This window comes from Agarivorans sp. TSD2052, assembly GCF_023238625.1.
Classification (GTDB): Bacteria; Pseudomonadota; Gammaproteobacteria; order Enterobacterales; family Celerinatantimonadaceae; genus Agarivorans.
The window spans coordinates 4,528,482-4,554,471 of record NZ_CP096670.1; the positions used below are offsets into that span (position 1 = coordinate 4,528,482).

The 25,990-nt window shown below is 43.0% G+C and carries 19 protein-coding genes; 4 read left to right on the forward strand and 15 right to left on the reverse strand.

Going from position 1 to position 25,990, the window contains the following annotated elements; all coding sequences use genetic code 11:
- Positions 1–78: 78 nt before the first annotated feature.
- Positions 79–210, forward strand: a complete 132-nt coding sequence (locus M0C34_RS21225; protein WP_256469302.1) for a hypothetical protein — start codon at positions 79–81, stop codon at positions 208–210.
- Here M0C34_RS21225 and glgX read toward each other — a convergent pair whose 3' ends face one another.
- The 3 genes from glgX to M0C34_RS20795 form a co-directional block, all read right to left on the reverse strand.
- A complete protein-coding gene (gene glgX, locus M0C34_RS20785) occupies positions 211–2,301 on the reverse strand; it encodes a glycogen debranching protein GlgX (protein ID WP_248713554.1) in 2,091 nt (696 codons plus the stop codon).
- 118 nt (positions 2,302–2,419) lie between these two features.
- Positions 2,420–2,602 (reverse strand): hypothetical protein, encoded by a 183-nt coding sequence (locus M0C34_RS20790; protein ID WP_248713555.1) that lies wholly within the window; start codon positions 2,600–2,602, stop codon positions 2,420–2,422.
- A 78-nt stretch (positions 2,603–2,680) separates the two neighbouring features.
- Positions 2,681–3,802: a 1-acyl-sn-glycerol-3-phosphate acyltransferase gene (locus tag M0C34_RS20795; protein WP_248713556.1), complete on the reverse strand. Its 1,122-nt coding sequence runs from the start codon at positions 3,800–3,802 to the stop codon at positions 2,681–2,683.
- Between the two features lie 170 nt (positions 3,803–3,972).
- On the opposite strand from M0C34_RS20795, the gene M0C34_RS20800 reads away from it, so the two are divergent.
- Positions 3,973–5,331 (forward strand): MATE family efflux transporter, encoded by a 1,359-nt coding sequence (locus tag M0C34_RS20800; RefSeq protein WP_248713557.1) that lies wholly within the window; start codon positions 3,973–3,975, stop codon positions 5,329–5,331.
- Positions 5,332–8,654: 3,323 nt separating this feature from the next.
- Here M0C34_RS20800 and M0C34_RS20805 read toward each other — a convergent pair.
- Positions 8,655–9,275: a trimeric intracellular cation channel family protein gene (locus M0C34_RS20805; protein ID WP_248713558.1), complete on the reverse strand. Its 621-nt coding sequence runs from the start codon at positions 9,273–9,275 to the stop codon at positions 8,655–8,657.
- A 116-nt stretch (positions 9,276–9,391) separates the two neighbouring features.
- Positions 9,392–10,222, reverse strand: a complete 831-nt coding sequence (gene nadE, locus M0C34_RS20810) for an ammonia-dependent NAD(+) synthetase (protein ID WP_248713559.1) — start codon at positions 10,220–10,222, stop codon at positions 9,392–9,394.
- A 145-nt stretch (positions 10,223–10,367) separates the two neighbouring features.
- On the opposite strand from nadE, the gene pyk reads away from it, so the two are divergent.
- Positions 10,368–11,804, forward strand: a complete 1,437-nt coding sequence (gene pyk / locus M0C34_RS20815) for a pyruvate kinase (protein WP_248713560.1) — start codon at positions 10,368–10,370, stop codon at positions 11,802–11,804.
- A gap of 106 nt (positions 11,805–11,910) precedes the next feature.
- Here pyk and M0C34_RS20820 read toward each other — a convergent pair whose 3' ends face one another.
- The gene (locus M0C34_RS20820; RefSeq protein ID WP_248713561.1) at positions 11,911–12,594 is read right to left on the reverse strand and encodes a DUF2786 domain-containing protein; all 684 of its coding nucleotides are present in this window, start codon (positions 12,592–12,594) and stop codon (positions 11,911–11,913) included.
- A gap of 165 nt (positions 12,595–12,759) precedes the next feature.
- Entirely contained in the window at positions 12,760–14,454 is a 1,695-nt protein-coding gene (locus M0C34_RS20825) for a mechanosensitive ion channel family protein (protein WP_248713562.1), read from the reverse strand.
- A gap of 237 nt (positions 14,455–14,691) precedes the next feature.
- On the opposite strand from M0C34_RS20825, the gene M0C34_RS20830 reads away from it, so the two are divergent.
- A complete protein-coding gene (locus M0C34_RS20830) occupies positions 14,692–15,519 on the forward strand; it encodes a hypothetical protein (protein ID WP_248713563.1) in 828 nt (275 codons plus the stop codon).
- Positions 15,520–15,556: 37 nt separating this feature from the next.
- Here M0C34_RS20830 and trpB read toward each other — a convergent pair whose 3' ends face one another.
- The 8 genes from trpB to atpA all read right to left on the reverse strand — a co-directional run bounded on the left by trpB (position 15,557) and on the right by atpA (position 25,987).
- Positions 15,557–16,780, reverse strand: coding sequence for a tryptophan synthase subunit beta (gene trpB, locus M0C34_RS20835; RefSeq protein ID WP_248713564.1), 1,224 nt, complete (start codon positions 16,778–16,780; stop codon positions 15,557–15,559).
- Positions 16,781–16,935: 155 nt separating this feature from the next.
- Complete coding sequence (glmU, locus tag M0C34_RS20840) at positions 16,936–18,297, reverse strand: bifunctional UDP-N-acetylglucosamine diphosphorylase/glucosamine-1-phosphate N-acetyltransferase GlmU (protein WP_248713565.1); 1,362 nt, start codon at positions 18,295–18,297, stop codon at positions 16,936–16,938.
- Positions 18,298–18,388: 91 nt separating this feature from the next.
- A complete protein-coding gene (gene viaA / locus M0C34_RS20845) occupies positions 18,389–19,828 on the reverse strand; it encodes an ATPase RavA stimulator ViaA (RefSeq protein WP_248713566.1) in 1,440 nt (479 codons plus the stop codon).
- A 3-nt stretch (positions 19,829–19,831) separates the two neighbouring features.
- Positions 19,832–21,481, reverse strand: coding sequence for an ATPase RavA domain-containing protein (locus M0C34_RS20850; protein WP_248713567.1), 1,650 nt, complete (start codon positions 21,479–21,481; stop codon positions 19,832–19,834).
- A 201-nt stretch (positions 21,482–21,682) separates the two neighbouring features.
- A complete protein-coding gene (locus tag M0C34_RS20855) occupies positions 21,683–22,108 on the reverse strand; it encodes a F0F1 ATP synthase subunit epsilon (RefSeq protein WP_248713568.1) in 426 nt (141 codons plus the stop codon).
- Positions 22,109–22,139: 31 nt separating this feature from the next.
- Positions 22,140–23,516, reverse strand: a complete 1,377-nt coding sequence (gene atpD, locus M0C34_RS20860; protein ID WP_248713569.1) for a F0F1 ATP synthase subunit beta — start codon at positions 23,514–23,516, stop codon at positions 22,140–22,142.
- 36 nt (positions 23,517–23,552) lie between these two features.
- Positions 23,553–24,416 (reverse strand): F0F1 ATP synthase subunit gamma, encoded by an 864-nt coding sequence (gene atpG, locus M0C34_RS20865; RefSeq protein WP_248713570.1) that lies wholly within the window; start codon positions 24,414–24,416, stop codon positions 23,553–23,555.
- 29 nt (positions 24,417–24,445) lie between these two features.
- Positions 24,446–25,987 carry a F0F1 ATP synthase subunit alpha gene (gene atpA, locus M0C34_RS20870; protein WP_248713571.1) on the reverse strand — a complete coding sequence of 514 codons (1,542 nt, stop codon included), beginning with the start codon at positions 25,985–25,987 and terminating at the stop codon, positions 24,446–24,448.
- Positions 25,988–25,990 lie beyond the last annotated feature (3 nt).

The window sequence follows — 25,990 nt, forward strand, 5'->3', positions numbered from 1 at the left end:
ACTGGATGTGGCCTTCAAATAAACTGAAACTTACATTTTAAATACTATGACAAGGACGGAGGCAAAGAGGAAATACAAATGGCTGTTATATCATTGGGTTCACGCATTTTATTATTGGTAGTGATGTTAGGTAGCGTGTTTATCTATCCCCACGCTACCCCTTCATCTTGGGCTATGCAGTGCACAGCCACTTCACATAATGTCTCTTAATTAGGTGATAGAACGTTCAAACCTATTTTCAATTTGTGGATTAGCCACAAAAATCATCACTGAACGTGCCGCCACTTTTACCGAGGTGGTCTCTAACATCGGCGCCGTTTTAAAATCATAGACATCGGCTGGCGGTTTAGCGGCAGTATTTACCAAGGTAAACCAATGCCCTTCAATCATCGGTGCTTCAAACTCTAGTTCTTCCCAATAAGAGTTAAACACCATGTACATGCGATCTTTTGAGTAAGGGTCTAAAAAGGTGACCGCAATAGAGTGGCTCTCTTCAGACCAATCAGGTTGACCTTGTTTAACCCCGTGCCATTCAATATTGGCATCGTGAATAACATCAGACAGCGATAAATGAATTTTCTCTTCTAACACATCATCGTATAAACGTAGTTTAATGAGCTCTCGTACAAAGCGCAGCAAATCTTGGTTTTTGTCTACTAAGGTCCAATCAAACCAAGAGGTTTCATTGTCTTGACAATAAGCATTGTTATTACCATTTTGAGTACGTTTAACTTCATCGCCCATGGTAATCATTGGGGTGCCTAAAGACAGCAACAAGGTGGTGAAGAAGTTCTTCATTTGCTGTTCGCGTAGGTCATTCACCTTAGGGTTAAGGGTTGGCCCTTCTACACCATGGTTATAACTAATGTTGTGGTTGTCACCATCGCGATTATTTTCACCATTATCTAAATTGTGTTTGTCGTTATAACTGACCAAGTCATTTAAAGTGAAACCATCATGCGCAGTGACCAAGTTTACCGAGCGTTGTGGCGAATGGTTTTCTTTGTAGTAAATGTCTGGGCTACCCAATAAACGAGAACCAAACTTACCTGTAACGCCGGTATCTCCACGGAAAAATGATCTGACATCATCGCGGAATTTACCATTCCACTCATTCCAACGGTCACCCACAAACTCACCGACTTGATAGAGGCCTGCGGCGTCCCATGCTTCGGCAATAATTTTTGTGCCCGCTAAAGAAGGGTCTGAGTCTATCGACCATAACAATGGCGGCTCTTTCATGACATGACCTTGCGAATCACGCGCCAACACTGATGCTAAATCAAAACGGAAGCCATCTACATGCATTTCGTTCACCCAGAAACGCAGCGAATCACGAATCATTCTGCGCATAACCGAGTGGTTAGCATTACAAGTATTGCCACAACCCGAATAGTTACTGTACCAACGTTTTTCGTTTTCTAGAATGTAATAGGTGTCGTTTTGTAGGCCTTTTAAGCTGAGGGTTGGACCATCATGGCCTCCCTCTGCGGTATGGTTAAATACCACATCAAGAATCACCTCAATGCCGGCTTTGTGAAGCTCGCGCACCATGGTTCTAAATTCATTAAATACCCCACAAACACTTTTATCAGAGCTATACGCATTATGAGGTGAGAAAAAACTAATCGGGCTGTAACCCCAGTAGTTATTTTTGCCTAAGGGAGCGTCTTGTAGATCAAATTGTTGTATCGGCATCAACTCAACAGCGGTGATCCCTAATTCTTTAAGGTAAGGGATTTTTTCGATAACACCGGCGTAAGTTCCGCGTTTATGCTCAGCCACTCCTGATGAGGGATGCTTAGTAAAGCCAGCCACATGCAACTCATAAATTACGGTATCTTGCAGCGAACGCTTAATAGGCCGAGTACCTTGCCAATCAAAGCCACGCAAATCAACTACCGCAGCTTTTATACACTGATCGGTATTAACATGACCATGGCGAGCAGCCACTTGACGCAAATAATTATCGGGAAAATGGGTTACTTTGGCATAAGGGTCGAGCAACACTTTACTCGGATCAAAACGTAAACCTCGCTCAGGCTGCCAAGGGCCTTCTACTTGAAAGCCGTATAAGGTGCCGACCTCTAAATCTTCTACAAAGATATGCCAGTAGTGATCGGTACGATTAAAGGTAGAGTTGAGAGGGATCTCTGCGAACGGTTTTCGCGAATTTACTTCCTTAAATAACAGCAGCTTAACTGCTGTAGCATTCTTAGAAAATATACTGAAATTTACGCCTGTACCTTGATAGGTAGCGCCGAGAGGAAAGGAACTGCCCGCTTGGGTTTGAATTACCATATTTTATTTGCTGTCTTATTAATGTGGAAACTGAAATGTTAGAGCCTATTAGTTGGCTCTTTCATTATAGTTTATCAGTATAAGACCATTAGACAGCAAATTTATTAACCAAAGATGATTATAATTTAGCCGAAATTGAATGCGAACGGCCGCTAGCATAGCGCTTTCTTCGGCCTTTAGATGATCCCATCTGTTCTAGCTGCGCTAACTCGTCGGGCAACATCAGTGAAAGTAACTGCTCAAGCTTATCTTGATCAGCTAATACATTAGAAATAGTTTGGCTGGTTTTAGTACGAAACATAACATACCCCTTAATTATATACCTATTAAGGAGTATGCAGCTACAGTGCCAAATTTAAATAAAACTACAAAACAACCATTAATCAGATAGTTGCTGGCGTGCCTTAACTGGGTTTGCATACATTGCGTACAGTTGAGATCGGACCTCTGCACTAATATCGCGAGTCTTTGCTTCAAAGTAGCGCTTAGCATCGGCCAGGTCAGTGGCTGAGATACTTTCCGGAATAGCATCCCCTAATGCTAACCAGTTCGTGGGCATTAATTGGTAATTGCCAATGATCGCTTTGTCTAAGGCTTCGGCGACGCCCTTCGCGTTTTCAAACTCGCCGCTTAGCGCCTCAGCAAAATGAACGTGCACACGGCCTTTTTGGCCAACAATACCCCGAGAAATACTGTAGATATCTTCGTGCTCTTGTTTTAAATACTCGCCGTGTTGGTTTTGCGATACCAGTTCATTCGCCTTAGCGACATCACAAGGGTCAAACTCATAAGAAATAGACACTGGCACAATGCTTAATTGATTAAGATAGTCTGCAAAGCTTTGATCTTTTGGTTTATTTAAGGCCAACATAGAGATAAGTGCTGAATTAGTGAGGTCTAATCCATCTTTAGCACGACCTTCACGCTGAGCGATCCAAATATGGTCACCCGTGACGTTTAGCGTATGCTGAATATAGGCCGATAGCTCTTTGAGGTTAGCCAGTTTTTCACGTTTAGCCGTTGCAGAACGCTTTACGATAAAACTCCGATTTAGGCGCATTAAATCAGCCACCCACGGTTTGGTTAACAAATTATCGCCAATGGCAATTTGCACTGTATCTTGGCCATTGTTATGCAAAATATAGTTAACAAAAGCGGGGTCTAAGGCGATATCACGGTGGTTAGAAATAAACAAATGGGGTTTAGTTAAATCGAGTTTATCTAAACCGCTAGAACTTAATTGTGAGGTGGTGGTTTTCACCATGTGGGTCATGTAACGTTCTACCATGACTTGGAAGTCGTAGACTTTGGCTACGTTTCTCACTTTAAACTTAAGTACTTGGCGCAATACAAATGACATTAACGCTAAGAAAGCACCACTGGCGCGCGGGTAGCGAAACTTGATTAGAGTAGTAATAAATTCAGGGTCATTAATTAGACGTTTTATTGTGCTTTTTACTTCAGAATCTTGATATGGGCGAATACTGTCAAACTCAGACATAACTACTCTCGCAATTTAGGAAGGCGCAATTTACCGTTTTCCGCTCTTAAAGACAACAACAATGGTTAAAAATTAAACAACAAGTGCTAGTTTTTCGTTCTAAAGGAGGATTCTTTCGCTTAACAGCCTAGCCACGTATACTGTTAGCAGGTTTTCTCAGCGTATTATTGATGGAACAACAACGCCAACAATTGCTTGATGCCCCCATCACGCCACTCATTATCAATAAAGCATTACCCAGTTTAGTTGGGATATTTTCGATCATCTTCTTTAACTTGGTTGATACGTTTTTTGTTGCCATGCTGGGCACTGATGCATTAGCAGGCGTATCTTTTACTTTTCCTATTACCTTTGCCATTACTAGCGTGGCTATGGGCTTGGGGATTGGCTTGTCATCCCATGTGGGCCGTTTACTGGGAGCTCAGCAAAAACAACAAGCCGCTCAGCTTACCAGCCATGGTTTATTACTTAGTTTACTGTTAGTTATGGCTATAGCAGGGTTAGGGTATGTCAGCATATATCCTCTTTTTACCCACTTAGGTGCTGAATTACCGGTAATGCCTTATATCGAACAGTATATGCAAATTTGGTATCTGTCGGTGCCGCTGCTGGTGGTGCCAATGGTTGGCAATAGCGCAATACGAGCCAGTGGTGATAGTAAAACACCAAGCGTGGTGATGTTAGTTGCCGGCTTGGTAAACGGAATTCTAGACCCTATTTTGATTTTTGGTTGGGGCCCGATCCCCACTATGGGGGTTCAAGGGGCGGCACTCGCAACCGCCATTGCCTGGGCTTTAACCTTTGTAGTGGCTCTTTATTTACTGATATTTAGACTTAAACTGTTAGTGTTCAAGCTTTGTTCACTTCGTCTGTTAATTAGCTCATGGCAGAAGCTGTTGTCTATTGCGCTACCCGCCGTGTTTTCTCAGCTTCTAACTCCGATAGCCACAGCGATTACTCTGCTTATTCTCGCAAGCTTTGGTACTGCTACCGTGGCCGCCTACGGTTTTGCCACTCGGGTGGAGGCCCTTCTATTAATTGGAGTGATGGCAATAAACTCGGTGATCCCGATGTTAGTTGGCCAAAACGTCGGGGCAGGGCAAGCTGATCGTGCCCAACAAATCGTGCACCATGGGATCCGTTTAGCGGTAATTTGGCAGTTAATACTGGCATTGCTGATGTATCTATTGGCCCCAGTGATCAGCCATAGTTTAAATCATGATGCCGAAGTCGCCGAACTGAGTCAGTTTTATCTGCAATTAGTGCCATTTTGTTATGGCATGATGGCCGTACCATTGTTGTTAGCGCAAACCTTAAATGCCTTAGCTAAGCCAATCTTAGCAATGGCGATTAACTTAGTCAGGTTATTTGGATTTATGTTGCCTGCTATTTACTTGGGTGCACTGTGGGGAAACAGTAAAGTTATCTTTTTAGCCAACATCGCAGCTCATACCCTTGCTGGTTTAGCGAGCTTAGCCATACTCTCTTACCTTATGGCTCAAAAACGTTGGTGGCGCAGCCAACATTAAAAAAGGGCGATACCGAAGTATCGCCCTTTTTAGTAGTCATATCGCTCTGGTCCATGAACGTTAATTGCTCCCTGCAATCCTTTTTGACTGTTTCACACCTATCCGTAGTGTTTCCTCTTCCCAAATCCTTTGGGCTATCCTTTAGCCTTCTTTGGCATAAGCGTTCATCCTAAACACTTGCTCTCTCCATCCTGGAGGTGTCCTTTACTTCATCCTGAAGCTGTTGGGTATGCTGCTCTCAAGCAATCCTATGCTGATTTCCTAGCTCATCTACCTTGATAAGCCTGCTCTTCCTGAGCGGTGCATCCTAAATACCTTGGCATCTTGCCCTGACTCTTCCTAAGCCTTGGCTCGTCCTGATGGGTAGTACTTTACGCTTTTGCTTTTGCTATCCCAGTAGCAAATAGTAAATAAATTCAGTTTTTCATACCTACATAAACACCAAAAGCTTCAACAAACTGAAAAATAACAATTAAATTTAAACCTATCTAAAAAATAAGTGATATTACTCAATGGAAGTCGGGCTGATCTCTCACATCGCTTCGGGCATATAAAGTAAAAGAATTAGACTTAACAACAGTACAAAGCTTCACGGAAAATAAAGTTAACCAACAAAAACACCAAGAGATAGCTAAAATCTGTAATTCATCGATCAACCGAGGGCTTGAAATAGAGGCTATTGCTCAATCAGCGATATCGCTGTTTTTTAGGCGAGAAAAAGAAAAGGGCGACACCGAAGTGTCGCCCTTAAAGTAGTCTTATCGCTCTGGTCCATGAACGTTAGTTGCTCCTTGCAATCCTTTTTAGACTGTTTCACACCTATCCGTAGTGTTTCCTCTTCCCAAATCCTTTGGGCTATCCTTTAGCCTTCTTTGGCATAAGCGTTCATCCTAAACACTTGCTCTCTCCATCCTGGAGGTGTCCTTTACTTCATCCTGAAGCTGTTGGGTATGCTGCTCTCAAGCAATCCTATGCTGATTTCCTAGCTCATCTACCTTGATAAGCCTGCTCTTCCTGAGCGGTGCATCCTAAATACCGTGGCATCTTGCCCTGACTCTTCCTAAGCCTTGGCTCGTCCTGATGGGTAGTACTTTACGCTTTTGCTTTTACTATCCCAGTAGCAAATAGTAAATAATTTCACTTTTTATTCTTCGCTGATCAGCGATTAAATATAAACGATTGAAATTAAACAATTAAATTTAAATTCAATTTGATTTTCGCTGACATAGCCCCACGCAATCAGGGCGGATCTCTCACAAGACGCTGGGCGAATAAAGCAGTAGTAAACCAGTCACCAGCAAGATAAAAATCTAAATAAACCTAGTTATTCAAGCCAAATAACTGCCGACATCGAAAAGTATGCATAAAACACCGTAATACAGGTACGTTTGCGCCAGGAAGGCCAATCGCCAAAAAGAAAAGGGCGACACCGAAGTGTCGCCCTTAAAGTAGTCTTATCGCTCTGGTCCATGAACGTTAGTTGCTCCTTGCAATCCTTTTTAGACTGTTTCACACCTATCCGTAGTGTTTCCTCTTCCCAAATCCTTTGGGCTATCCTTTAGCCTTCTTTGGCATAAGCGTTCATCCTAAACACTTGCTCTCTCCATCCTGGAGGTGTCCTTTACTTCATCCTGAAGCTGTTGGGTATGCTGCTCTCAAGCAATCCTATGCTGATTTCCTAGCTCATCTACCTTGATAAGCCTGCTCTTCCTGAGCGGTGCATCCTAAATACCGTGGCATCTTGCCCTGACTCTTCCTAAGCCTTGGCTCGTCCTGATGGGTAGTACTTTACGCTTTTGCTTTTACTATCCCAGTAGCAAATAGTAAATAATTTCACTTTTTATTCTTCGCTGATCAGCGATTAAATATAAACGATTGAAATTAAACAATTAAATTTAAATTCAATTTGATTTTCGCTGACATAGCCCCACGCAATCAGGGCGGATCTCTCACAAGACGCTGGGCGAATAAAGCAGTAGTAAACCAGTCACCAGCAAGATAAAAATCTAAATAAACCTAGTTATTCAAGCCAAATAACTGCCGACATCGAAAAGTATGCATAAAACACCGTAATACAGGTACGTTTGCGCCAGGAAGGCCAATCGCCAAAAAGAAAAGGGCGACACCGAAGTGTCGCCCTTAAAGTAGTCTTATCGCTCTGGTCCATGAACGTTAGTTGCTCCTTGCAATCCTTTTTAGACTGTTTCACACCTATCCGTAGTGTTTCCTCTTCCCAAATCCTTTGGGCTATCCTTTAGCCATCTATGGCATAAGCGTTCATCCTAAACACTTGCTCTCTCCATCCTGGAGGTATCCTTTACTTCATCCTGAAGCTGTTGGTACTTTGCTTTCTAACAATCCTATGCTGACATCCTAAACTCATCGACCTTGATAAGCCTGCTCTTCCTGAGCGGTGCATCCTAATACCTTGGCGTCCTGCCTAATTCTTCCTGAATTCTTGTCTCGTCCTGATGGTTAGTACTTTACGCTTATCCAAATAAAAGCCCAGTAAGACAAAAATAAAAATATCCGCCCAACGCTATTACTTAAGAGGTAATCACAGTTAACACTCTGAATAGTAATAATAAAAAACGATCAAGCCTGACAAACAAAGAGACTTATCGGCATATTTAGATGGCCGATCTCTCACACTACTTCAGGTTGATCGCCAAATAACCTTCTAGGCTTACCCCACTACAATCAATAATTAGTCTACTGATAGTCACTTATAAAGGATAAAAATCTAAATAGGACGTATTCAGTTTCAGCATCAGCATCAGCATCACTTAAAACAATCGGTGACATTTAAACAATAAAAAACCCAGCACATGGCTGGGTCTAGAAAAAGGTCGGGGCGACACTTACGTGTCGCCCCTAGTAGTCATATCGCTCAAGTCCGTGAACGGGTAGTTGCTCCCTGCAATCCTTTTTGACTGTGTTACTACTTCCTGTAGTTATCCTTTTCTCAAATCCTTTGAGCTGTCCTTTAGCCTTCTATGGCATAACCGGTTATCCATACCAGTTGCACGTCTCCTTCCTAGGAGGTGTCCTTTTGCTACATCCTGTAGCTGTCCTTTTTAGCTCCTGCTACGTATATCTTCCTGATAAACGTCAGTGCCTCCGTGCAGAACTAACTATACGTATTTTAAATTTTAGAGAAAGCAGCATTTCAAAAAAAGTTTCATTTATTTTGAAAAAAATATTAATGAATTCGTAAACCATTGAATAATATAATTATTAATAAAAATTTTGTGTTCATACTACGTCTATCGCGCACACTCATGTAAGAGATCTCGCACACGGCTTGCAGAGTTAGTGGTTTATTAACGATTTTTAGACAATTTGGGCAAAGATAAGTGATAGCGAATAGCCACCAAACGAATAGTTAGCGCGGTGATGATGCAACTAGCGGTAACTACCGTAGTAGAAAAACCAAGATGAATGGCTGCAACCCACACCAAGCCACCGACAATGCACGCCGTCGCATAAACTTCTCGTTGCAATACTAAAGGAACCTGATTGGCCAGCACGTCGCGGATCATCCCACCTCCGCAGGCGGTAATTACCCCCATCGTAACGGCGACAATCATTGGCGCCCCCGCTTGCAACGCTTTATCAGCACCTATCGCCATAAACACTGCCATACCAACCGCATCAGCGACGGGCAATAACCAACGAGGCGGCGTAGGAAAATTATTCAACAACAATACTGCGCTTAAGCTTGCTATCAATATTACCCATAGATACCAACCATTCTCGACCCAAAAGACCGGGCTAACTCCTAGCGCCATATCTCGGATAGTGCCCCCCCCAATTGCAGTAACGCAGGCCAGGACTAAAGCGCCAAACAAATCCATTTTTCTGCGGCTAGCTATCAATACACCTGAGATAGCAAAAACCGCAGTACCAAATAGATCGAGACTAAAAATGATGGTGTTGCCCAATGTCGATTCCTCAAAAAATTCGGCTGCAATTAGACAACATGTATCAATAACAATATAGGATGCAGATCAAACAAAGCCGAACCCTAATCAGTTCGGCATAGATAAACCGATTAGCCTCAATCGTAGATAGTGGGAATAGCCTGACGCTTGTGTTGAGTACGCTGATAGATCGCTATCAGTTTTTGCTCAACGGCGCTATCAACCGTTTTACCTTCGAGAAAGTCATCTATTTGGTCGTAAGTTACACCTAAAGCGACCTCATCGGGTAGTTGTGGGCGATCTTCCTCTAAGTCTGCCGTTGGCGCTTTGCCAATTAGGGGTTCAGGCGCCCCTAAATAGCCAGCCACTTGACGAACCTGACGTTTGTTCAAGCCAAAAATGGGGGCTAAATCACAAGCGCCGTCGCCATGCTTAGTGTAAAAGCCGGTTAAGTTCTCTGCCGAGTGATCTGTACCAATCACTAAAGCGCCAGTGAGGCCTGCAATTTCGTATTGAGCAATCATTCTCATTCTTGCTTTAACATTACCCTTAGCAAAATCTACCGCAGCTTGCTCTGGTATGGCTAAGCCTGCAGCTTGCAAGCTTGAGCTAGCACTTTGATGCAATCCTTCTGTACCATCCTTAATATTGGTGGTAACAATATAAGATGGTTTAATAAATCCAAGTGCGAGCTGCGCATCAGCTTCATCTTTTTGCTCGCCATAAGGTAGACGCATGGCAATAAAGCGATAGTCTTGGCTGTTAGTTTGTTCATTTAGCTGTTCTACCGCTAACTGAGCTAAACGCCCAGTAGTGGTAGAGTCAACGCCACCACTAATTCCCAATACTAACGTTTTTAAACCGGCTTGTTGTAGACGCGCTTTGATGAAATCAATGCGGCGGGCCACTTCATATTCCGGATCAATCTCTGGCAGTACTTTCATCTCTGCCAATATTGCTTGTTTCATCTTCTACCTCACAGCAAATGTAATCCCTAAGGGGCAATGTACTTGAGAGATAAAAAAAAACCAAGAGACAAGCTGATTTACATATAATTAAAACAGCAAGTAAAGAATTTGACAGATTACTAACTTCATTTTAAGGACAATTAATATGCTAAGACGCACCAAAATAGTTACCACCTTAGGCCCCGCCACCGATCGTGATGATGTTCTGGAACAATTAATACTCAGCGGCGCAAATATGGTGCGTCTCAACTTTTCTCATGGCTCTGCAGAAGATCATCTGGCTCGTGCGGCTAAAGTGCGTGAACTCGCTGCCAAGCATAAACTGCATATTGCTATTCTCGGTGACCTTCAAGGGCCTAAAATTCGCGTTTCTACCTTTAAAGACGGCAAAGTGAAGCTCAATGTGGGCGATAGCTTTTTGCTAGACAGTGACCTTGGTAAAGGTTTAGGGGATGAAAAACAGGTTGGTTTAGATTACAAACACCTGCCGAACGACGTAGAGCCTGGCGATACTTTGTTGCTTGATGATGGTCGTATTCAACTAAAAGTGGTGGCCGTAAACGGTAACCAAGTGACCACCGAGGTAACCATTGGTGGAATACTGTCAAACAACAAAGGCATCAATAAATTAGGTGGCGGGCTTTCAGCTGCCGCTTTAACCGCTAAAGACAAAGCCGACATACTGACTGCAGCTCAAATAAAAGTGGATTACCTGGCAGTGTCTTTTCCTAACAGCGGTGAAGACATGCACTATGCGCGTCGACTTACCCAACAAGCTGGCCTTGCCACGAAACTGGTAGCAAAAGTAGAGCGCGCCGAAACGGTGGCCACCGAAGAAGCGATGATCGACATTATTAAAGCTTCAGATGCGGTGATGGTAGCGCGTGGTGACTTAGGGGTAGAAATTGGTGACGCCGAGCTGGTTGGCGTACAGAAAACCTTGATTCGCTTAACCCGCAAATATAATCGCGCAGTGATTACTGCCACTCAGATGATGGAATCGATGATTAGCGCGCCAATGCCTACCCGCGCTGAAGTCATGGATGTTGCCAATGCGGTATTAGATGGCACCGATGCGGTTATGCTTTCAGGTGAAACGGCAGCGGGCCAATATCCCATCGAAACAGTACAAGCGATGGCATCGGTATGTGTTGGCGCAGAAAAACAACGCAGCATTAACGTATCAAAATACCGAATTAACGATATCTTTGAGAGCATTTCAGAAACGGTAGCCATGAGTACCATGTTTGCGGCTAACCACATGAAAGGCATGAAAGCGATTATCGCCTTAACCGAGTCGGGCAGTACCCCGCTGCTTATGTCACGCCTAAGTAGTGGCTTGCCTATTTTCTCTATGTCTCGCCATCACACGACATTAAGCCGTTGTGCACTATATAGAGGGGTGTACCCCATCTATTTTGAAGAGGCCAACGAGGATATTATTTCGGTATCCAATAGCGCGATCAATTTATTGAAAGAACAGGGCTACCTAAATAAAGGGGATTTGGTGATTTTGACTCACGGTGATGTGTTTGACCAAACCGGCCATACCAATACCAGTAAGATACTTAAGGTAAGTTAAACACAGCAATTAGAGTCACTTATTAATTCAAATTGGTGCCGTAAGTGACTCTATCAAAGGCTACATAAATACCGTTATCGAATCATTAATTAGTTGTAGTAGCTTTTTAACGGCGTAATAAGCCGGCCGTACGGGTACCTTCAACCGGGCGGTTAACAGATAACTTGCGACCTTTTTTTATGCCAGTTTGAAAATCTGGTGTTAACTGACCCATAGAAGCCTTAATTTTAGCTTTAAACGTTTCTCTATCTAGCTTTTCAAACATCTCATCTAGATAATCATCCATATGCTCATTACGGCCATCTTTAGTTAAATCTGGCAGTTTTTCTAGAGCCCCTTCTAACCAACCCGCGGTGTAAGAAGAAACACGTCGAGCGAGGGTGACACTGTCGGTCCCCGAACCCGCAAAACTATTGCGGAACGACCCAACCTGTTGATTCATTTCTCGGTAAACAATATCAAATGCAAAAGCGGCAAATACTGCCCGCTCCGCTAAACCGACGAATTCAGCGCGCTTTAAGCCTTTGTGGTTAACCAGCACAGCTTCTACGCCAAACTTAGAGTTAATGCCTCTAATAATGCGTAATATGTTTTCGCTTACACTGGCTGGTAACAGAGTTTGAGTTGATGTTTTCCCCATCTGAATAAGCTCTATATCAGCTTGGTCTAAACCATGCTTCAGCATTAAACGATGAGCCATGCGAATAGCCTGAGCAGCCTCATGAACGTTTGAGGAATTACCCAGTTCTAAACACTTTGCAATTTTTTCTAAGGCACGTTCTCGACTCACGTAACTACAACAAGCTCTGTTCAAAAATGAAGCGCTATTTTACTGACTTTGGCCAAATTTTCCAGTTATAAACCGCGTTGTTGTAATGCTAGTTAAGCAAAAGGCTTATCGAAAACGATAAGCCTTTTGAATATTCGACAATTAACGGCCAATAACTACAAAAATTTATTTTTCTATTTGCGCTGCTTCTGCCGTTGCCGGATAAAAGTGAACATCGCGCTGCGGGAAAGGAATCGATATACCATCGCGATCAAAGCGCATTTTCACTTCTCGCGTGATATCCCAGTAAACATCCCAGTAATCATCTGTTTTTACCCATGGGCGCACAATAAAATCAACCGATGATTCATTTAGTACATGCAGTTTAACCACTGGCTCAGGACTGTTTAATACAAGAGGGTGATTCACTAACAGCTCCATTAGTACCGCCTCGGTTTTCTCAATATCATCGGAATAGCCGATACCAAATATTAGGTCGACACGACGCAATTTTTGAGCAGTAACATTTTTAATCACATCCCCCCAAATTTTGCTATTGGGAATCACCAAGGTTTGATTATCGATGGTTAAAATAGTGGTTGAAACAAGGTTCATGCTCTTCACCTTACCAAATACACCGCCACCCACTTCAACCATGTCTCCCACATCATAAGGACGATAGATAAGAATCATCATACCTGCGGCAAAATTACCTAACGTATCTTGCAAAGCAAAACCGATAATGAAACCAGCCACACCTAAACCAGCCAAAATAGGCGCCAGAGAAATGCCCACCTGAGCCAAGGCAAACAAAATACCTATGATAATAACCACTCGCGCCACTGAAGAAATAATCATATCTTTCATTAAAGAAGATAAATTAAGTTTCGATGAATCTAAACTCTTGGTCATCAACTTACGAACTAAACGCGATAAAGAGCGGAACAGATAATAAATACCCACCAGCAAAATCAGCTTAAATATCCACTCTCCACCATGATCAACAAAATATTCAGTTAAACGCTCAACCCAACGTTTGGCAATGCCTCCCAGTATGTTGACATCCAAGACGTCGGTGGTAATTTGGCCACCCAATTTCAGTAGGGTTTGCTGATAGAACGACGAGTCAAAACCTAGTTGAGTCAAAAAATCTACCGTCAATTTAAAACTAAGCCCCGCGACGGCGAGTCGCTCAGTCACAACTGCGAGTTGATCTTTAAGGGCTTGGTCATCAGGGGTGATTTTGATTAGCTTTGCTAACTCTTCACGCTTTTTCCCCACTAAACCTACCATGCCAGAGAATGATTCAGCTCGGCTATAAAGGTGGTTGATTAGGTAATCTTTCTCCGTATCAACATCAAACCCCAAAGCTTGTTGATTGTTAACTTGCTGCACCATCGCAGAGTAAATAACATCAGAACTAGCAAGATGCTCAGCATACAGCTGAAAGGCTCCTACGCTATCAGCTTCTTCACTGGCATAGGCTTGGTTAAACAGCAATTGTTTCTTATCAATCGCCTTAACTAACTCTTTATTATTTTTTTCTATAATCACTTCAAGCTGAGCTAACACCGTTTGATCAGTAGCTAAGCCCAATGATTTTTGTTCGATAAGGTATTTAGATAGTTGATCTATGGTATCAAACGCAGAAAGGTGCCTTTCTAATAAACGATAAGATAAGGCTGCCTGCTCGATGCTTGATACTTGATTTTGACTCGCTTGAATTCTCTCTATACGTTGTTGCTGACGCTGATATTTGTCCAGCAACATTTGCGCTTGGTCACCACCAGAATCGACCGCATAAGCCGAAAAAATACATGAACAGAACAACAACACAATCAGTTTAATCGTGCCTAAGTGTCCAAAACCATCCTTTAGCATTACCGCCTCCAATAAGCCTTACTGTTATTTGTTGATTTACACGCTTAACTAATAGCAGCTAACCACGCACAACTCTAGCTTTGGCTAGATAAAATCATCTGCCCACTAAAAATTAGCTAGCCTTTATATTTTACTATCAAGTTTAAGCGCTTATACTAACAATTAGCTCACAATGATGGTGACAAATGAGAAATAACTATAGCCAAGCGTTATTTCAAACAGCAACAAGGACAGTATATGAAATTCAAGCAAGGGCTTTGCCTCGCCATATTAACCAGCCTATTTAGTGCCTCTTCAATAGCTGGAGAATGGGTGGTAAAAGCAGGCGGTTTTTGGGCGCAAACTGATTCATCTATCTCAACCAAGGCTTTCGATAACCAAGATATCGACTTAGACTTTGAAGACACCTTAAACCTTGAAGAAAACCAGTTCTTACCGTTCTTTGAGGTCGGCTATAAATTCAATGAACGCCACGCTGTTTATGCTGACTGGCGACGCTTACATCGCGCGGCGGAAACCAAATCCACGTTTGGCTACACACTGCCTAATAATCCCGATAAAGGCATTGTAGTAGGCGCTAAAATAAATACCCGTATGGATATTGATATTCTACGAGCAGGCTACGGTTATTCTTTTTACAAAACAGATGCGCTTGAAGTAGGTGGCTCGCTAGGTTTACACATTATGTTTATTGAGATGGGCTTTAGCGGAGAAATAGCCGGCTGTTTAGACAATAACGGAACCATTACGTGTGATAGCGCCAATACCGATGGAGAAGTGGTGGATGAATCAACCACTGCGCCGCTGCCAGACGTAGGTTTATGGTTAAACTACCATATCTCTGAAGATTGGATCTTTGGCGGTCATACTCAATTTTTCTATATAAAAATTGATGGAGCCAGTGGCTATTTAGCCGATTTGAATGCCTCTGTTTCTTATAGTATCAATCCAAACTGGAGTGTTGAGCTAGGTTATAACTATTACCTAGTAGAAGCAGACTGGAGCGACACAACCCTTAAATACAATTATAAAGGCCCGATGCTTAACGTGGCTTATAAGTTTTAAGTGGCTGGGCCACAAGCTTGAGCTTGTGGCCTCCCTCCTATAGCAAATCGGCAATACCGTATTGCTCACCATAGTTTTCTACCACAAAGTCGATATCTTTATCACCTCGACCCGATAGGTTGATTAGCATAGAACCTTTAATGCCTTGCTTGGCTAAGTTAATGGCGTGTGCCACAGCATGAGCAGATTCAATTGCTGGAATTATCCCTTCTAAGCGTGATAACTCAAAAAACGCATCGATCGCTTCTTTATCGCTGACCACGCCATATTGCACCCGCCCTAAATCTTTTAAATAGGCGTGTTGCGGCCCCACCGAAGGATAATCTAAGCCACTGGCTACTGAGTAAACTTGCTGAGGCTCCCCTTGGTCATCTTTTAACATATAAGAGTGGAAGCCATGCATGGTACCCGGTTCACCTTTAGTTAAAGTAGCCGCATGCTCACCAACTTCATCTAAACTGCGGCCAGCTGGCTCACAACCATGCATTGCAACAGTTTCATCTTCTAAAAAGGCACTAAACAAGCCCATGGCATTTGAGCCACCGCCAACACACGCCACTAGGTTATCGGGCAATTTACCGGTCATCTGCTGAAACTGCTCGCGCGCTTCAATACCGATGATGGACTGAAAATCTCTAACCATCATTGGGAACGGGTGTGGCCCAACGACAGAACCAATGGCATAGAGTTGAGTATGAGGATCGGCCATATACGCTTGAAAGGCGCTATCTACAGCTTCTTTAAGAGTTTTTCGACCATGACTTGCAGGGATAACCTTGGCGCCTAGTATGCGCATTCTAACCACGTTAGGATGCTCTTTAGCAATATCGACTTCACCCATGTGAATATCACACTCTAAACCCAGTAAGGCAGCAGCAGTGGCCAGTGCCACCCCATGTTGGCCAGCCCCTGTTTCAGCGATAACTTTAGTTTTCCCCATTTTTTTAGCTAACAGTACTTCGCCTAAACAATGGTTGATTTTGTGAGCACCGGTATGGTTTAAATCTTCACGTTTTAAGTAAATGTCACAACCATAGGTTTTAGAAAGATTTTCGGCATGAAAAATCGGGCTAGGGCGGCCTACGTATTGTTGGTATAAACGCGTTAGCTCCGCGATAAACTCAGGATCTTTGCGGATTTCTTGATAAGACTGAGTAATTTCGTTCATTACTGTTTGCAACTCAGGGGGAATAAAGCTGCCGCCATACTCACCAAAATATCCATCATTATTCGGCAAAGCATGTTCAAACTGGTTTTTCATAATCTATCCCTACAGGCAAAAGCTTATTTATACCTAATAAAAATAAGGAATTATGTGCGCTAGTTTATAGCTTCAACTTTTGTTTGGTTTGATAAAATAAGCGCTTAACTAAAAAAAGCGACCTAAGGTCGCTTTTTGCTTAACTTTCAACCACATTAAGATTTTTTAACGGGTCTCTGCCAACCACTTAGGCTACGTTGTTTAGTGCGTGAAATAGCCAATGTATCCGCTTCTACATTACTGGTAATGGTAGAACCTGCACCAACGGTAGCATTTTTACCGACTGTAACAGGTGCAACCAACTGTGTATCGCTGCCAATAAATGCGCCATCTTCAATAATGGTTTGAAACTTATTCACACCATCATAGTTACACGTAATGGTACCAGCACCAATATTAACGTATTCACCTACCGTCGTATCGCCTAGGTAACTTAAATGCCCCGCTTTAGACCCTTTGCCTAATGTAGACTTTTTCATCTCTACAAAGTTGCCCACATGGGCATCTTGCTCAAGCTTTGCGCCAGGGCGTAGCCGGGCAAATGGACCCGCAGAAGCATCAGCGGCTAAACTGGCTTGCTCAATAATGCTATTGGCTTTAATGGTTACATTGTCACCAATTTCACAATCAATCAAAATACAATTGGCTTCAATGGTTACGTTGTTACCAATGGTAACTTTACCCTTGATGATAGCGTTTATGTCGATGAAACAATCGCTACCAATGCTTAGTTCACCACGTAAATCGAAGCGATTAGCATCAGCAAGGCTAAGCCCTTCGCGCAGAAGGCTTTCAGCTTGGGCTTTTTGGTAAGCACGTTCTAAACCATTCAGTTGTACACGGTCGTTAACCCCTTGTACTTCAAAAATTGAGTCAGGTTGAACCGCTTGTACTATATTTCCCTCGTTAGTCGCCATTTCGATAATGTCGGTAACGTAGTATTCACCCTGAGCATTATCGTTACTCAAGTTAGCTAACCAGCGGTTAAAATCATTGCTATTGGCAACCAACACGCCGGTGTTTACTTCAGTAATAGCCAGTTGCTCAGCGTTGGCATCTTTATGTTCTACAATGGCGGCAACACTGCCATTTTGTCGAATAATTCGGCCATAACCTGTTGGGTCAGCTTGATCGACTGTTAATAAACCAATCCCCCCTTCTGGCAACGCTTCAATTAAGCGTTGAATAGTCTGCTCACTAATTAATGGCGTATCACCATATAACATCACTACCGCTTGGTCAGGCGCAAAATGAGGTGCCGCTTGTTGCATAGCGTGCCCCGTGCCTAGCTGTTCTGCTTGTTCTATCCAATTTAGGCTGGGATCTTGGATTTGCTGTTGAATCAACTCGCCACCATGACCATAAATTAAATGAACCGCTTCTGGTTTTAGCTTTTTAGCGGTATCGATAACATGTTGCACCATCGGCTTATCGGCTAATTTGTGCAGCACCTTAGGCAAAGTTGAACGCATCCTTGTTCCTTTACCGGCAGCTAAAATCACGACACTAAAATTCATTTCTTTTCCTTTTTTAAGGCTAAATATTCCCAGTTAGCCACACCCATTCGATATATCAAACAAGTGTAAGCCAAACGGTACTGCTTTGGAATTAACGTTTAAACAGACGTTGGATGGGTGAACGGGTGTAATCCCAGAGATGGTCAAAAATCTCCATTAACTGTGGATTTCCATAGTTGGACAAATTTAAGGCATGAAAGCGATTTTTTTGTGCTTTAAGTTGTTCAATCTTGGTCAATAAGGCCGCTGGTGGCGCTGGTGCAATAAAATCTGACAACACCACTAAGTCTGCATTTTTATATTTATCATCTAACATTTGCTCAATCGCTTTCTCCAGCGCTGATGGCATGTCGGTGCCACCATGAAAACTGTAAGCAAGAAAATTGAGTACTTCACGTAAACCATCTTTTTTGGTGAGTTCATAGGTAATCAGCTCGGTAGAGAACATAATGACATAACAGTCTCTCTCTTCAGCTAAAGCAATTTGCATCAAACCATAAGCCATCGCTTTGGCACACTTTTCCGGAAACCCCTCCATCGAACCCGAGCTATCGATGGCAAGAATAAACGGCCCTTTATCTAACATGGTTTGTTCCGCGGCTTTTTTGTAGGTTTTTACTTTACGTAACTTACGTTGCTTCCCCTTCATCTGGTAATTCAATAATTGATGATCGACCAGGTGTTTATAGAAAATCACTTCTAGCTCAGGGTAGGCTAAAAACATGGTTTCGTTGGGTAATAATTTGGCGAGATCATCACCTTCATGAATACCAACAATATCGTCGGTAACTTGCTCAAGTTGCTCTTCGACCAGTTGGGTTTCTTCTACCGGGGTATTACTACTATTGGGGTCAATGACTTGGTCAGCCATTCGGCCTAACTGTTCCGCTATTTTTTGTAGGCCTTTTTGTCCTTTTAAAAAAACGGCAAACTGTTGTAAGAGATTAACTTCGTTTTTGCTCAGCTTTGCCGCCGCCATATCCCATAAACGGCCTAACTTACTCGAATCACCAGATTCGGTCATTTCAGGCATCGCCTTTAAGGTATCTACCCGCTGATAAAGATCGGCCAACAAGGCTTGTTTATGCTGTTTCAATTCATTGAGTTGAGCTTGATTTAGCTCTTGGGCGATACTTTCAAACCACTGGTTACAAAAGTAACTCTGAAACATTGGGCTATAGCGATGATGCGGGTGAGCGGCTAATTCATTGGCTTTATGGTAGAAGGCTGAACACACACTTAACTGAATCAGTAAATCATCAACTTGTTGAACAAATGCTGCGCTATCTAACTCAATGGATTGTTGATATAAGGCTATTTCCTCGGCAAATTTTTCTTCGATAGTCACCTGACCAAGCTGTGAACGAATTTGGCTTTTCCATTTGCTCACTTGGTTTTTCATGGAAGTTTGAATGCCGGGGCTAGATTCGGCAATCATCATTAACTGAGGGCGCATCATCACTTCACGCACCGCTTCCTCTAGCATGCCAGATTCAGCCAACATAACCCCAAATTGCAGGCTATCTAACATGATTTAGCCAAAAAACTCGTTGATATTTCGCATTCTGTAAGCCTGTTTATCCAGTAACCCACTGACTCCTGTGACCATTAACTCAACCTCCATTAAACTGGTTTCTATCGCTTCAGGGAGTTGATTAGCGATAAAGTTATGCGGTAGCGCACTATGGAACTGACCGCGGCAACGTTTAAGTTCAAACTCTGCCTGTTTAATAGTAGCAAGCACACCATCTATTTGCCTCTGCCATCCACTCACTAAATTTTCATCTAGGTGTTGTTGTTTGGCTAAGCCCAATAATAATGGACGATTGGCAATATCTTTAATGACCAACTGGTGGTTAATATCTATTTCAAACTGTAAACGACAGAGCTCTGAGCCTTGGTTGATTAAGCCCATCATATCGCAGCTGCCGCTCTTAATTTTCTTAATGAATTCATCGGCATTAACATAAACCCAGCGCGTTTCGCCTTTGTCTTTTTCACTCACCGACAAATTACTTTGCAAGACCACCAGTTTAAGTAACTCAGCGCCAAATTTGTTTGGCATTCGCTTGGCATCTTTAAAGTCATATTTATACTGATCTTTGCGCAAGCCCGAATCATGACTAAATTGCACCTTGAGCTGTTGGCAAATATCGTCAACCGTTGCCGCATAATGGCGCTCAGCACCCTCAGCTAACTCTTTCAATTTCAGTTGGTCGAAAGCATGATTAATTGCATAATCGCGAATACAGGTTTGCACAAACTGTCGGTCGTCGAGGTTATGCCACAAGCAGTCTTGCAGTAACAATAAATCTAGCGGGTTTATCTCGGAGCGACCATTAAAAAATGCACTGGTTTGCAGCAGGTGTACCGATTTTTTCCAGCGCCTATCAGACACATATAAGTCTGCAATATTGCCATCTACATCAGCTAAGGGTGAGCCTTGTTCAATCAGACCTTTTATTAGGTACATTTTCTCAAATACACTATCGCTCATGCTGACTTGGCTAATTTGACTTTGCCATGTTTGGTATTCGATATCTTTAATCACTAGGTGTTCTGGAATATCTTGTAAGCTTTGGTTGTCTAACAGCAAGGCTCTAAAATTATCTTTATGTTGAATACGGTTAACAAATACCCGCAGTAACATACGGTCGTATAGTGCTTCTAATCCGCTATCTTCTTCAGGCAATTCGTTAGATGCCGAAATCAACAGGCGCATCGGTACCGATAGGTTCTCATTGCCATTTCGAAAAGTGCGTTCATTCACCACTGTCAGTAGCGTATTTAGAATAGCGGGGCCAGCTTTCCAAATCTCATCAAGAAATACGATATGCGCGGTTGGCAAATAACCTTCAGTTAAGCGCACGTATTTACCATTATCTTTTAGTTCTTGAATAGACAGCGGGCCAAACACTTCTTCTGGGGTAGAGAAGCGGGTCATTAAATAATCAAAAAAGCTTTGGCTTTCAAAGGCTTTCACTAAGCGTTTGGCAATCATACTTTTGGCAATGCCAGGCGGGCCGAGTAAAAAAACGCTTTCGCCCGCTAAGGCCGCTAATAAACATAACTTAAAGCTTTCTTCACGCTCGTAGATACCCGCAGACAAAGCTTTAACCAAGCCTTGAATACGCTCTGATAGTAGCGCTTTGTTTGCCTGATTTAATGGCGCAATAGTTGCCATATTCACCCTTTGCTTTGTGTGTCGTTAAATCAACGCTCAACGACTTAATAATTATCTCATTACACTAGTTAAGCATAATTAACTAACTGTATGTAGTAGACGAATGGTAGCGTTTTTAGTATTACTTTTTGTTGATAGCTCCATCACTTTTTAAAGACAAAAAAGGCGCTCTGGGAGCGCCTTTTTATTCTCAAACTAAACCTATCGGATGTTTTTTCCGAGAATCTCGATAACTTGAAGTTGCGCCATCGCTTTGGCTAATTCAACTTGAGCTTTCGCGAAATCAACATCGTTGCTCGGATTGCTAATGCTTTCCTCTGCAGCTTGTTTAGCTTGTTGGGCCTTGGCTTTATCGAGCTCGTTGCCTCGAATCGCGGTATCAGCCAGTACGGTTACATTTCCTGGTTGTACTTCCAAGAAACCACCCGAGATGTAAATCACCTCTTCGTGACCGTGCTGTTTTACCATGCGAACCATACCAGGCTTAATTGGGGTTAGCAGAGGGGCGTGACCATGTAACACCCCTAACTCACCCTCTTCACCGGTTACTCGTAAATGCTCAACGCGACCCGAGAATATTTTCTCTTCGGCGCTAACCACATCCAAGTGAACTGTCATCGCTGCCATTGTAGCCTCCTGTTACGCCTATTGGCGATACTTACATATTTTTGGCGCGCTCAAGCACGTCATCAATATCGCCTGCATACAAGAACGCTTGCTCTGGAATATCATCGTAATCGCCAGCCAATAGACCTTTAAAGCTACGAATAGTATCTTTAAGCGCAATAAGCTTACCTGGGTTACCAGTGAATACTTCGGCTACGTGATAATCTTGAGTTAAGAATTTCTCAATCTTACGCGCACGAGCTACGGTTTGTTTGTCTTCTTCAGACAATTCATCCATACCTAGAATCGCAATAATATCTTTCAATTCTTTATAGCGTTGCAATAAACCTTGTACGCCACGAGCTACTTCATAGTGCTCTTGACCAACAATCAATGGATCTAACTGACGAGAGTTTGAGTCCAATGGGTCAATCGCAGGGTATAAACCCATAGCCGCAATACTACGGTTTAGTGTCACCGTTGCATCCAAGTGAGCGAAGGTGGTTGCTGGAGATGGATCCGTCAAGTCATCCGCAGGTACATATACCGCTTGAATCGAAGTAATCGAGCCTAGCTTAGTAGATGTAATACGTTCTTGAAGAACACCCATTTCTTCAGCCAATGTTGGCTGGTAACCTACCGCTGAAGGCATACGGCCTAATAGTGCAGATACTTCAGTACCGGCCAAGGTGTAACGATAAATGTTGTCAATAAACAACAGTACGTCTTTACCTTCGTCACGGAACTTCTCAGCCATAGTCAAACCGGTTAACGCTACGCGTAAACGGTTTCCTGGTGGCTCGTTCATCTGACCATAAACCATGGCTACTTTATCAAGTACCCCAGCTTCTTCCATCTCGTAGTAGAAGTCATTACCTTCACGAGTACGCTCACCAACACCAGCAAACACAGATAAACCTGAGTGTGCTTTAGCGATGTTGTTGATCAACTCCATCATGTTTACGGTTTTACCTACACCGGCACCACCGAACAGACCAATTTTACCACCCTTAGCGAATGGACAAATTAAGTCGATAACTTTTACGCCTGTTTCTAACAATTCGTTAGAGGTGGCTTGCTCTTCATAGGTAGGAGCAGGGCGGTGAATTTTATAGCGATCTTCAGTCGCAATATCACCTTTGTGATCAATACTATGACCTAGTACGTTCATAATGCGACCAAGGGTGGCTTCACCCACTGGTACTTTAATCGCGTCGCCAGTATCAACCACTTCTAGACCACGACGTATGCCTTCCGATGCACCCATACAGATACAACGAACTACACCACCACCGATTTGCTGTTGAACTTCAAGAACTAAGTCTTCGCCTTGAACTTCTAGAGCATTGTATACCTTAGGTACACTGTCATGTGGAAATTCAACGTCCACAACAGCGCCAATTACTTGGACGATGTTACCGTTACTCATGTTGATTCCTCTAAATATTTTGCTTAATGCCTTGCCTTAAACGGCTGCAGCTCCCGCAGAAATTTCGCTCAATTCTTGAGTAATTGCTGCTTGACGCTCTTTGTTGTATATCAACTGAAGTTCGTCAATCAAATTACCCGCATTGTCGGTTGCCGCTTTCATTGCAACCATTCGTGCAGCTTGTTCACAAGCTAGGTTTTCTACCACACCTTGATAAACTTGAGATTCGATATAACGAACCAGTAAACCGTCGAGTATTTCTTCGGCACTTGGTTCGTATAAATAATCCCAACTGCGAGACGCAATTTCTGGGTCATCTGCTTTAGGCAGCGGCAATAACTGGTCCATTGTTGGTTCTTGTACCATGGTGTTAACAAAATGGTTATACACCACATAAATGCGATCCAATTTGCCTTCATCGTAGGCTTCAAGCATCACTTTTACGGTACCGATAAGCTCTTCAACGGTTGGGTCATCACCCAAACCCGAATTTTGAGCTACCACATTACCACCGTGGCTATTAAAAAAGGCTGTCGCTTTTCCGCCAATAACGGCTAAGTCGGCGTCTACACCTTTTTCTTTCCACTGCTGCATGTCTGTAACAACTTTTTTGAACAAATTAATGTTCAAGCCGCCACATAACCCGCGGTCAGTAGATACCACGATATAACCAACACGCTTGGTTTCTCTTTCTATAGCATACGGATGCTTATATTCGAGTTTACCAAGCGCGATATGACCAATTACTTTGCGCATAGCTACTGCGTAGGGGCGGCTGCTTTCCATGCTGTCCTGAGAACGACGCATTTTACTCGCTGCAACCATCTCCATCGCTTTGGTAATTTTTTGAGTGTTTTTAACACTACCCATTTTACCTTTAATTTCTTTAGCGCCGGCCATATCTATTCGCTCCTATTAGTCAGGTTTGATTACCAAGATTGCGTTGATTTAAAGCTTTCAATTAAGCCTTTAATCGAAGCATCAATCTCGTCGTTGTAATCGCCTTTCTCGTTTATAGACGCCAATAGATCGGCATACTCGTTGTTAGCGTAAGCTAGCAACGCGGTTTCAAAATCAACAATTTTGTTAATTTCTACGTCCGCTAAGAAACCTTTTTCCGCTGCGTATAAACCCAAGGCCTGTTCAGCAACTGATAATGGGCTGAATTGCTTCTGCTTCATTAACTCTGTTACTTTTTGGCCGTGGTCTAACTGCTTACGGGTTACATCGTCTAAGTCAGAGGCAAACTGAGCAAAGGCCGCTAATTCACGGTATTGCGCCAGTGCGGTACGAATACCACCAGACAGTTTCTTAATAATCTTAGTTTGCGCAGCACCACCAACACGCGATACCGAAATACCTGGGTCAACCGCCGGACGAGTACCAGAGTTAAACAACTGGCCTGTTAGGAAGATTTGACCATCGGTAATCGAAATTACGTTGGTAGGTACGAACGCTGATACGTCACCGGCTTGAGTTTCAATAATCGGCAATGCCGTTAATGAACCTGATTGGCCTTTAACTTCACCTTTAGTGAACTCTTCTACGTACTTTTCGTTAACTTGAGACGCGCGCTCTAGTAGACGAGAGTGAAGGTAGAAAACATCACCAGGGTAAGCTTCACGACCAGGTGGTCGACGTAGCAACAACGAAATTTGACGGTAAGCTACAGCTTGCTTAGATAAATCATCATAGATGATTAACGCATCTTCACCGCGGTCACGGTAGTATTCACCCATCGTACAACCCGCATAAGGCGCTAGGTATTGTAGTGCGGCTGAATCTGAAGCAGATGCTGCAACAATCGTGGTGTATTCCATTGCGCCATATTCTTCTAACTTACGAACTACGTTCGAAATAGTTGAAGCTTTTTGGCCAATAGCAACATACACACACTTAATGCCAGAACTTTTTTGGTTAATGATGGTATCAACAGCGATAGCTGTTTTACCGATCTGACGGTCACCAATAATCAACTCACGTTGACCACGGCCGATTGGAATCATTGAGTCAATCGCTTTAATCCCTGTTTGCACAGGTTTATCTACCGATTTACGTTCCATTACGCCGGGTGCAATCACTTCGATTGGCGAGAAGCCATCGTTGTCAACCGCGCCTTTACCGTCAATAGGTTCGCCTAGTGTATTTAGTACACGTCCAAGTAGGCCACGACCTACAGGAACTTCCAAAATACGACCAGAACTTTTAACTTTGTCGCCCTCAGCCAAATCGGTGTAAGGGCCCATTACTACCGCACCTACAGAATCACGCTCTAGGTTTAATGCGATAGCATAACGACTACCAGGAAGCTCAATCATCTCGCCTTGCATTACATCAGCAAGACCATTAATTCGAATAATACCATCACTTACAGAAACGATAGTACCTTCGTTACGAGCTTCACTGACAACTTCAAACTGTTCAATTCTTTGCTTGATCAGTTCGCTTATTTCAGTGGAATTCAGTTGCATACT